The organism is Variovorax boronicumulans NBRC 103145 (assembly GCF_001591345.1).
GTDB classification, from domain to species: Bacteria; Pseudomonadota; Gammaproteobacteria; order Burkholderiales; family Burkholderiaceae_C; genus Variovorax; species Variovorax boronicumulans.
Map to the genome: position 1 here is coordinate 74,754 of NZ_BCUS01000012.1, position 9,568 is coordinate 84,321.

The 9,568-nt window shown below is 67.3% G+C and carries 8 protein-coding genes and 1 pseudogene; 3 read left to right on the forward strand and 6 right to left on the reverse strand.

Annotation, left to right across the window (positions count from 1 at the left end):
• Nucleotides 1-4: 4 nt before the first annotated feature.
• A complete protein-coding gene (locus VBO01S_RS05870) occupies nucleotides 5-457 on the reverse strand; it encodes a hypothetical protein (RefSeq protein ID WP_143599057.1) in 453 nt (150 codons plus the stop codon).
• A 97-nt stretch (nucleotides 458-554) separates the two neighbouring features.
• On the opposite strand from VBO01S_RS05870, the gene VBO01S_RS05875 reads away from it, so the two are divergent.
• On the forward strand, nucleotides 555-1,490 hold the full coding sequence (locus VBO01S_RS05875; protein ID WP_062471843.1) for a LysR substrate-binding domain-containing protein: 936 nt from the start codon (nucleotides 555-557) through the stop codon (nucleotides 1,488-1,490).
• On the opposite strand, the gene VBO01S_RS05880 is transcribed toward VBO01S_RS05875, so the two are convergent.
• Together VBO01S_RS05880 and VBO01S_RS05885 are read right to left on the reverse strand one after the other, a co-directional pair.
• The gene (locus tag VBO01S_RS05880) at nucleotides 1,471-3,693 is read right to left on the reverse strand and encodes a copper-transporting P-type ATPase (protein ID WP_062471845.1); all 2,223 of its coding nucleotides are present in this window, start codon (nucleotides 3,691-3,693) and stop codon (nucleotides 1,471-1,473) included. The two genes, VBO01S_RS05875 and VBO01S_RS05880, sit on opposite strands and share 20 nt — an antisense overlap.
• A 155-nt stretch (nucleotides 3,694-3,848) precedes the next feature.
• On the reverse strand, nucleotides 3,849-4,340 hold the full coding sequence (locus VBO01S_RS05885) for a cupredoxin domain-containing protein (protein ID WP_062471848.1): 492 nt from the start codon (nucleotides 4,338-4,340) through the stop codon (nucleotides 3,849-3,851).
• Nucleotides 4,341-4,717: 377 nt separating this feature from the next.
• On the opposite strand from VBO01S_RS05885, the gene VBO01S_RS05890 reads away from it, so the two are divergent.
• Together VBO01S_RS05890 and groL are read left to right on the forward strand one after the other, a co-directional pair.
• Nucleotides 4,718-5,008 carry a co-chaperone GroES gene (locus tag VBO01S_RS05890; RefSeq protein WP_056572926.1) on the forward strand — a complete coding sequence of 97 codons (291 nt, stop codon included), beginning with the start codon at nucleotides 4,718-4,720 and terminating at the stop codon, nucleotides 5,006-5,008.
• 55 nt (nucleotides 5,009-5,063) lie between these two features.
• Nucleotides 5,064-6,719: a chaperonin GroEL gene (gene groL, locus VBO01S_RS05895; RefSeq protein ID WP_042579049.1), complete on the forward strand. Its 1,656-nt coding sequence runs from the start codon at nucleotides 5,064-5,066 to the stop codon at nucleotides 6,717-6,719.
• A gap of 165 nt (nucleotides 6,720-6,884) precedes the next feature.
• Here the strand turns inward: groL and xylB are convergent, their stop codons facing one another.
• From xylB to VBO01S_RS05910, 3 genes and pseudogenes are all read right to left on the reverse strand, one after another.
• Entirely contained in the window at nucleotides 6,885-8,351 is a 1,467-nt protein-coding gene (xylB, locus tag VBO01S_RS05900) for a xylulokinase (RefSeq protein ID WP_062471850.1), read from the reverse strand.
• A 52-nt stretch (nucleotides 8,352-8,403) separates the two neighbouring features.
• Entirely contained in the window at nucleotides 8,404-9,345 is a 942-nt protein-coding gene (locus VBO01S_RS05905; RefSeq protein ID WP_062471853.1) for an AraC family transcriptional regulator, read from the reverse strand.
• A gap of 15 nt (nucleotides 9,346-9,360) precedes the next feature.
• Nucleotides 9,361-9,568, reverse strand: a pseudogene (locus VBO01S_RS05910) (carbohydrate kinase family protein); the annotation flags it as partial.

The following is a 9,568-nucleotide window of genomic DNA, read 5'->3' on the forward strand; positions in this document are numbered from 1 at the left end:
GAAGTCAGTTCGCGGGGGCCGATTCGATGAGCTGCAGCGCGTGCTTCATCTGCTCGACGGCCATGGTTTCGAGGTCGGTGTAGACCTTCATCTCCACGCCCAGGCGGGTGAAGGTTTCGCGGGCGGTGGCGATCCGGGCCGGGTCCTGCGTCTTCGGGTTGGCCAGTGCCGCCTCCAGGCGCTTGTACTCGCTGGTGAGCAAAGCCGGCTGCTCGCCGAGGGCACGCAGGCCGGCGTTGGTCATCGAACGGATGCGCAGCAGCATCTTCACGTCCGACTGCTCCATCTCGCCCTGCGCCCGCTCCAGCGCCAGCTTGGCGGCCACCGCCTGCGGGCTGTCGGGCTTGCGGGTGGCCGCGAGGGTCTGGAACCTGGCGACGTCGCTGGAAAAGTCGTGCGCCCATGCGGGCGCCGCACACGCCAGGACCGTCACTGCAAGCGCTGTTCGAAGGTTCATCTCGCGTCTTTCGGGAAGTGGCTGAAGACACCAACTCTAGGACGCTGGAGATAATCCGGATCGCGCCCGAAATTCTTTCTCCATAAGCGGTTGTTATATGTTGCTCCGAGAGATCGAGGTGTTCCGTTCCGTGATGTCCGTGGGCTCCGCGAGCAAGGCGGCGGCGCTGCTGGGCGTGACGCAGCCGGCCATCAGCCAGTCGCTGCGCAGGCTGGAGGAAGCCGCGGGCTTTCCCCTGTTCCGCCGGCTGCGCGGCCGCCTGCACCCCACGCCCGAAGCGCAGGCGCTGCTGGCCGAGGTCGAGCGCGTCTTCGTGGGCTTGAGCAGCATCGAGCACCGCATGCGCAGCCTCAAGCGCTTCGGCGTCAACACGCTGCGCATGGCGGTGTACCCGGCCTTCGGCCTGAGCTTCGTGCCGCGGGTGCTGTCGCGGCTGGTGGCCGAGCGCGGCGACGCCGACGCCCGTCCGCAGATTTCGCTGCAGGTGCTCAGTTCGCGGGAGGTGCACGAGGCCGTGCTGGGGCGCCAGGTCGACTTCGGGCTGATGGCCGACGAGATGCCGACGACCGGCCTGGAGCACTCCGAATTCGCGCGCTTTCCGGGCGTGGTGGTGATGCATGCCAAACACCGGCTGGCCCGCGCCAGGACCATCCAGCCGCATCAACTCGCCGAAGAGCCCTTCCTCGCGCTCAACCCGGAAGATGCGTCCCGGCGCCGCCTGGAGCGGGCGCTGGCGGACTGCAACGTCGCGTTGAGCGTGCTGGTCGAAACCCCTTACGCGGCCAGCGTGTGCGAGATGGCCCTGAGCGGCATGGGCATCGGCGTCGTCAATCCGGTCACCGCGCTGGAGTACGCGCAGCGCGGCCTGGCCGTGCGCCCGCTGTCGCTGGAGGTGTCCTTCGCGGGCATGCTGGTGCTGCCGCCGGGACAGCCGCTGTCCGGCCTGGCGGTGCGCGTGCTCCAGCTCATGCGCATGCAGCTGGCCGAAGACCAGAAGGCCCTGGCGGGCCTTCTCAGGCCTCGCGCCAGGTAGCGCCACGCAGGCGCAAGGCATTGGTGATCACCGACGCCGAGCTCAGGCTCATCGCCAGCGCCGCGATCATCGGCGACAGCAGCCAGCCGGTGAACGGGAACAGCACGCCCGCGGCCAGCGGCACGCCCAGCGCGTTGTAGAGGAAGGCGAAGCCGAGGTTCTGTTTCATGTTGGCGATGGTCTGCTCGGAGATCACGCGCGCCTGCGCAATGCCGCGCAGGTCACCCTTGACCAGCGTCACCTGGGCGCTGTTCATCGCGACATCGGTGCCGGTGCCCATCGCCACGCCGACGTCGGCCTTGGCGAGCGCGGGCGCGTCGTTGATGCCGTCGCCGGCCATCGCGACGATGCGACCCTCGCGCTGCAGCCTGTCGACCAGCGCGAGCTTGTCGGCCGGCTTCACTTCGCCGTGCACTTCGTCAATGCCCAGCTTCGCGGCGACGGCCCGAGCCGTGGTCAGCCCGTCGCCCGTGGCCATGATGACGCGCAGCCCCGAGGCCTTGAGCGCGGCCAGCGCCTCCAGCGTGGTGGGCTTGATCGGGTCCGACACCGCGAGCAGGCCGGCGGCCTGGCCGTCCACCGCCAGGAACATGACACTCGCGCCCTCGGCCCGCAGCGCCTCGGCCTGCGGCTTGAGTGCGTCGACCCGCACGCGCAGCTGTGCCATGAGCGCCGTGTTACCGAGCGCCAGCTTCCGGCCGCCAACGCCGCCGCTCACGCCGATGCCGCTGCTCGATTCGAAACCCTCGGGCGTGTCCAGCGCGAGCTGGCGCTCGCGCGCCGCCCGCACGATGGCGTCGGCCAGCGGGTGTTCGCTGCCCTGGTCCAGGCTGGCTGCGAGGCGCAGCACCTCGTCGGCTGTGAAGCCCGGCGCAGGCACCGCGCGCTCGAACTGCGGCCGGCCTTCCGTCAGGGTGCCGGTCTTGTCGACGATGAGCGCATCGACCTTGCGGAAGTTCTCGATCGCCGCGGCATCGCGGAACAGCACGCCCTGCGTGGCCGCCTTGCCGGTGGCCACCATGATCGACATCGGCGTCGCAAGGCCGAGCGCACAGGGGCAGGCAATGATGAGCACCGCCACGGCATTGATAAGGCCGTAGACCCAGCTGGGCTGCGGCCCGAAGAAGCCCCAGGCGAAGAAGGTCAGCACCGCGATGGCGATCACCGTCATCACGAAGTAGCCCGCGACCTGGTCGGCCATCCGCTGCATCGGCGCGCGCGAGCGCTGGGCTTGCGCGACCATCTGCACGATGCTCGCGAGCACGGTCTGCGAGCCGACCTTTTCCGACTGCATGACGAGGGCGCCGTTGGTGTTGAGCGTCGCGCCGATGAGCTTGTCGCCCACGCGCTTGGTCACGGGCAGCGGCTCGCCGGTGAGCATCGACTCGTCGACCGCGCTGCCGCCTTCGATCACCACGCCGTCCACCGGCACCTTCTCTCCGGGGCGCACGCGCAGCTTGTCGCCCACATGCACGTGGGCGATGGGCACGTCTTCCTCGGTGCCGTCGGCGCCGATCCGGCGTGCCGTCTTGGGCGCGAGCCCCAGCAGCGACTTGATGGCCGCGGAGGTTTGCGAGCGCGCCTTGAGCTCGAGGATCTGGCCCAGCAGGGTGAGCGAAATGATCACCGCCGCCGCTTCGAAGTAGACCGACACGCGCCCCATCGACACGAACGACGCGGGGAACACGCCGGGCGCCACCGTGGCCACGACGCTGTAGACAAAGGCGGCGGCCGTGCCCAGGCCGATCAGGGTCCACATGTTCGGGCTGCGGTTCGCCACCGACTGCACCGCGCGCACAAAGAACGGCCAGCCGGCCCACAGCACGATCGGCACGCTGAGCACGAGCTCGATCCAGCTTTGCGTGCCCATCTCGAACCACTGCAGGCGGTGGCCGGCCATGGCGAGCACGGTGACGACAACGCTCAGCGGCAGCGTCCAGAAGAAGCGCCGCTTGAAGTCTTTCAGCTCGGGATCTTCGCCCTCGTCGAGGGTCGGCATCTCGGACTCCAGCGTCATGCCGCACTTGGGACAGTTGCCCGGGTGGTCCTGCCGGATCTCCGGGTGCATGGGGCAGGTGTAGACCGTGCCCTCCGCAGCGGGCTGCGCAGGGTCCGCGGGCGCATGCCCGTGCGATGCGTGGTGATCGTGGTGGCCGTGATGACCGTGGGGGTGTCCTGCGTGCCTGGTGGACGTGTCGTTCATTCGCGTTCTCCGACAGGAAAGGGGGAAGCCCTTGAGGGGGAAGCGATCAGTGTCCAGGTTGACACGATGTGAAGGTCAAGCCCTGTCGCGCGATACCCTGGAAGAAAAAGCGCCGGCATGGCGGCCGGCGCGTGAAAGACGCGTGCGCATCACGCTCACTTGCCGGCCTTGCCCACCAGCACCGCGCCCTTCATTCCGGCGTCGTAGTGGCCCGGCTGCAGGCAGCCGAAGTCGACCTTGCCGGCCTGGGTGAACTGCCAGACGATCTCGCCGGTCTTGCCCGCGGCCAGCGTGACCATGTTCGGATCGGCATGCTCCATCTCGGGGTTCTTCTTCATGGCCTCGTAGTGCGCCAGCAGCGCCTTCTCGGTCCCGAGCACGAGCTCGTGCTTCAGGACGCCGGAGTTCTTTACGACGAAGCGCACCGTCTCCCCCTGCCTGACCTTGATGTCCGCCGGCGTGAAGCGCATCGAGTCCGTCATGTCGACCTGGACCGTGCGCGTCACCTTGGCGGCTACGCCGGGCTTGCCGACGGCGGCTTCGGCATCGTGGCCGTGGCCACCGGCATGGGTGCCCGAGGCAAAGGCGCCAGCAGCGGCCAGTGCGGCCCCTACAGCGAAAACGGTGTTGCGGAAGGTGTGTGTCATGGTGTCCTTGGAGGTTGCCGGAATGCCGCGACTCTAGGAAGCCAAGCCCGTCCACCGCCGATCACCCGGATTACAAAAAAGCAATCTGCACGTTCGACCTCTGTGCGTCGGCGACATGGGAATCGCCTTATTTTGCCCGGGCAAAATATCCCAAGACGTCCCGCCCGGTGGCACCCGGACATCCGGTGTTTCCCCGGAAAAGCACGGCGGTGCCAAACGGCGGCAAGGGCGCCGCCCTTGAAAGGTCATCGAATGCCCTTATGATTAGCACTCGCTGCTGACGAGTGCTAACAGCCCTCCCATCCAGTCGACAGGTCGCCGGTTTCTCCGGCGCCCGACCACAAACAAACCCGTTTCTTACCCTTCCAGGAGATGCAATGAAACTTCGTCCTTTGGCCGATCGCGTGATCGTCAAGCGTGTTGACAGCGAAACCAAGACCGCCTCCGGCATCGTCATCCCCGACGCAGCCGCCGAAAAGCCCGATCAGGGTGAAGTCCTGGCCGTGGGCCCGGGCAAGCGCAACGACAAGGGCGAACTGGCCGCACTGACCGTCAAGGTCGGCGACCGCGTCCTGTTCGGCAAGTACAGCGGCCAGACCGTCAAGGTCGATGGCGACGAACTGCTCGTGATGAAGGAAGACGACCTGTTCGCAGTCGTCGAGAAGTAATTCTTCTCTTCCTTTCGATCCCATCCAAATTCAATCCATTCGGAGTTAATTCATCATGGCAGCAAAAGACGTAGTCTTCGGCGGAGAAGCCCGCGCACGCATGGTCGAGGGTGTCAACATCCTGGCCAACGCAGTCAAAGTGACCCTGGGCCCCAAGGGCCGCAACGTGGTGCTCGAGCGTTCGTTCGGCGCCCCCACCGTGACCAAGGACGGTGTGTCCGTGGCCAAGGAAATCGAACTCAAGGACAAGCTGCAGAACATGGGCGCCCAGCTCGTGAAGGAAGTGGCCTCCAAGACCAGCGACAACGCTGGTGACGGCACCACGACCGCCACGGTCCTGGCCCAAGCCATCGTTCGTGAAGGTTTCAAGCTGGTGGCTGCCGGCATGAACCCGATGGACCTGAAGCGCGGCATCGACAAGGCTGTCACGGCCCTGGTCGCCGAGCTGAAGAAGGCTTCCAAGCCCACCACCACCTCCAAGGAAATCGCGCAAGTCGGCTCCATCTCGGCCAACAGCGACGAAACCATCGGCAAGCTCATCGCTGACGCGATGGACAAGGTCGGCAAGGAAGGCGTGATCACCGTGGAAGACGGCAAGTCGCTGGACAGCGAACTCGACGTCGTCGAAGGCATGCAGTTCGACCGCGGCTACCTGTCGCCCTACTTCATCAACAACCCCGAGAAGCAATCGGCGCTGCTCGACAACCCCTTCGTGCTGCTGTTCGACAAGAAGATCAGCAACATCCGTGACCTGCTGCCCGTGCTGGAGCAAGTCGCCAAGGCTGGCCGTCCGCTGCTGATCATTGCCGAAGAAGTCGAAGGCGAAGCCCTGGCGACGCTGGTCGTGAACACGATCCGCGGCATCCTGAAGGTCGTGGCTGTGAAGGCTCCTGGCTTCGGCGACCGCCGCAAGGCCATGCTGGAAGACATCGCCATCCTGACGGGCGGCAAGGTCATCGCTGAAGAAGTGGGCCTGACGCTCGAAAAGGTGACGCTGGCCGACCTGGGTCAAGCCAAGCGCATCGAAGTGGGCAAGGAAAACACGATCATCATCGACGGCGCTGGCGCTGCTGGTGACATCGAAGCCCGCGTGAAGCAAGTTCGCGTTCAGATCGAAGAAGCGACCAGCGACTACGACCGTGAAAAGCTGCAAGAGCGCGTGGCCAAGCTGGCCGGCGGCGTGGCAGTGATCAAGGTTGGCGCTGCCACCGAAGTCGAAATGAAGGAAAAGAAGGCTCGCGTCGAAGACGCCCTGCACGCCACCCGCGCTGCAGTGGAAGAAGGCGTTGTGGCTGGCGGCGGCGTGGCACTGCTGCGTGCCAAGCAAGCCGTGGGCGAGTCGGTCAAGGGCGACAACGCTGACCAGGAAGCCGGCATCAAGCTGGTGCTGAAGGCCATCGAAGCCCCCCTGCGCGAAATCGTGAACAACGCCGGCGGCGAAGCCTCGGTGGTGGTGAACGCTGTGTTGGCCGGCAAGGGCAACTACGGCTTCAACGCTGCGAACGACACGTACGGCGACATGCTCGAGCTGGGCATCCTGGACCCGACGAAGGTCACCCGCACCGCACTGCAGAACGCCGCTTCGGTGTCCTCGCTGCTGCTGACGACCGAAGCCATGGTTGCTGACGCACCCAAGGACGAGTCCGGCGCTGGCGGCGGCGGCATGCCCGACATGGGCGGAATGGGCGGCATGGGCGGCATGGGCATGTAATTTCGCTCGCCCCCAGGCTGCGCGGCACTTCGTGTCCGCTACGCCAACCCCCTACCGGGGGCAACACCTGCGGCCCGGCAAAGCCGGTTCCGCGGTGTTTCGCGAAACAAAAAACCCGTCTTGCGACGGGTTTTTTTATGGGCGTTCGGTTTGTTGTTGTGCCGGCTAGCGGAACTGGTCGCGCAGCGCCATGTACAGCACCTGAAAACGCGCGTGCCGCGTCTTGTGTGCGCCAGCGCCTTCGGATGAAGGCGTCAGCGTCTGCTTCACCGGCGGCAGCGTGCACACCTCGGCCACAGCACCTCCATCGGCCAGCCACGCCAGCCGCGCCGCACCAAGCGCACCGCCCGTTTCGCTGCCCGCGTACAGCGTGAGCGACACCTGGAAGATGTCGGCCAGCAACTGCCCCCACCACACACTGCGCGCACCGCCCCCCACCAGCGCGACTTCACGCAGCGGCATGTCGGCCGGCAGGCGCAGCGTGTCGAAGCCATCGCGCAGCCCGAAGCTCACGCCCTCGACCACGGCGTAGGCAATCTCCGCGGGGCCATGCGCATGCGTGAGGCCGAACAGCACCCCTTGCGCATTCGGGTTGTTGTGCGGCGAACGCTCGCCCGACAGGTACGGCAGGAACAGCGGGCAGCGCGCCCGGTCCGCCAGCGCGACCGATGCCGCCGCTTCGAGCAACGCCGCCTCGTCCGCGAACTTGAAGGTCTTCGCTGCCCAGCTCACCGCGCTGGCGGCCGAGAGCATCACCGACATCTGGTGCCAGCGCCTGGGCAGCGCGTGGCAGAAGGCGTGCATTGCCTGCGCGGGGTTCGGCAGGAAGCGGTCGGTCGAGACGAACACCACGCCCGACGTGCCGAGCGAGACGAAGCCCTGCCCCGGCTCCACGAGCCCCATGCCGACCGCACTGGCGGCGTTGTCGCCCGCGCCGCCGGCGATCTTCACGCCCTCGCACAGCCCCCAGCGCGCCGCCAGTTCCGGCTTGAGCAGCGCGGAGACTTCACTGCCCTCGACCAGCCGCGGCATGTGAGCGCGCGTGAGCCCCGTGGCGGCGAGCAGTTCGTCGGACCAGTCGCGCGCGCCCACGTCGAGCCACAGCGTGCCGGCCGCGTCGGACATCTCGCTGACCGCCTCGCCGCTGAGCATGAAGCGCAGCCAGTCCTTGGGCAGCAGCACGCGCGCCACGCGGGCGAAGACCTCGGGCTCGTGCTCGCGCACCCACAGCAGCTTGGGCGCGGTGAAGCCGGGCATCGCGAGGTTGCCCGCGATCTCGCCCAGGCGCGGCACGGCGCGCGTGAGCGCCTCGCACTGCGCACCGCTGCGGCCGTCGTTCCAGAGGATGGCCGGGCGCAGCACCTCGCCCGCCGCGTCGAGCAGCGTGGCGCCGTGCATCTGGCCCGACAAGCCGATGGCGCGCACCTGCGCCAGCGCCTTCGCATGCGTGGTGCGCAGCTCGGCCATGACCGCCTCGAGCGCCTGCCACCACTGGGCGGGCGCCTGCTCGGACCACAGCAGGTGCGGCCGGTCGACCGTGAGCGGCGCGCGTGCCACGCCGACGATGCGGTGATCGTCCGCGAGCAGCAATGCCTTGAGCTCGGACGTGCCGAGGTCGAGTCCCAGATACAAGATGGTCTCCCTGATGGCGCCTTCGGAGCGGGCGCGTTCGCCTTGAAAGAAGTCAGCCGAAGCGCGTGTCGGCCTGGCGCCTGAACTCGCTCGGCGTCATGCCCTTGATTTCGAGAAAGCGCCGGTTGAAGTTGGCCACGTTGTTGAAGCCCACCTGGTAGCAGATGTCGGTCACGTAGTGGTCGGTCTGCATCAGCAGGTGGCAGGCGCTGTTGATGCGCACGCGGTTCACGAAGTCGGTGAAGCTGTTGCCGGTCGAGCGGCGGAAGAAGCGGCTGAAGCGGCTCTCGCTCATGCCCAGCTCGGCGGCGACGTCCGACATCGAGATCGAGTCGGTCATGTTGTTCGTGATGCGGTTCACGATGTCGTTGATCTGGTCGACCTGCGCATCGCCGTCGCTGCCCTGCACGCCCTGCATCTGCACGCTCGACAGCAGCCGGTAGTCGGTGCACTGGGCCAGGTCGGCCATGAACTCGCAGAACAGGCCCAGGCGGCGCACGCCGCGCGCGGCCTTGATGGCGTCCCAGTGCGCCAGCGCCTGCGCCGACATGCCGAAGAACTCGATGCCGTGGCGCGCGCGGTCGAGCAGCGGCATCACGTCGCGCAGTTCGGGAATCTCGGCGGCCGCGCGCTCGATGGGCTCGTGGCGGAACTGGATCACGCGGTCGCGCCCGGCCGCGCCTTCTTCGGGCACGTCCAGCGAGATCCAGTTGTGCGGCAGGCGCGGCCCGCACAGCACGAGGTGGCCGGGCTGGAACGGCCCGATCCAGTCGCCGATGAAGGCCTTGCCCGAGGTCTCGGTGATCAGGTGCAGCTCGTAGTCTTCATGGAAGTGCCATCGCACCAGCGGGCTCGGAAAGCCGTGCGCGAGGCAGCGCACCAGGCCGGTTTCTTCCGGGGCTTCGTAGCCCAGCGACGGGGAGCGCGCGAAGTCGCGCTCCAGTTCGGGTTGGCGTTGACGAGGGATCGCGCGTTTGCGGGTGGTCGTGGTCATGGCGGCACGGATCGATCAGGGCCGGGAAGCGACGGCCTCGTTGTCTTCCTGCGAAAGCGCCGTGCGAACGGCTTCCAGCGTCGGTGGATCGGCGCCCTCGCGGGTGCAGTTCAGGGCCGCGGCGGTGGCGGCGAAGCGCATCACGGCGCGCCAGGCGTCGTCGCCGAGCTCAGCCAGTTGCGCCGGATGCTCGACGCCGTGCGCCAGCAGCGCCACCGACAGC

Coding starts and splice junctions, on each gene's coding strand:
- groL (WP_042579049.1), top strand. CDS start 5,064: ATGGCAGCAAAAGACGTAGTCTTCGGCGGAGAAGCCCGCGCACGCATG.
- VBO01S_RS05870 (WP_143599057.1), bottom strand. CDS start 457: ATGAACCTTCGAACAGCGCTTGCAGTGACGGTCCTGGCGTGTGCGGCG.
- VBO01S_RS05890 (WP_056572926.1), top strand. CDS start 4,718: ATGAAACTTCGTCCTTTGGCCGATCGCGTGATCGTCAAGCGTGTTGAC.
- VBO01S_RS05885 (WP_062471848.1), bottom strand. CDS start 4,340: ATGACACACACCTTCCGCAACACCGTTTTCGCTGTAGGGGCCGCACTG.
- VBO01S_RS05875 (WP_062471843.1), top strand. CDS start 555: ATGTTGCTCCGAGAGATCGAGGTGTTCCGTTCCGTGATGTCCGTGGGC.
- VBO01S_RS05905 (WP_062471853.1), bottom strand. CDS start 9,345: ATGACCACGACCACCCGCAAACGCGCGATCCCTCGTCAACGCCAACCC.
- VBO01S_RS05880 (WP_062471845.1), bottom strand. CDS start 3,693: ATGAACGACACGTCCACCAGGCACGCAGGACACCCCCACGGTCATCAC.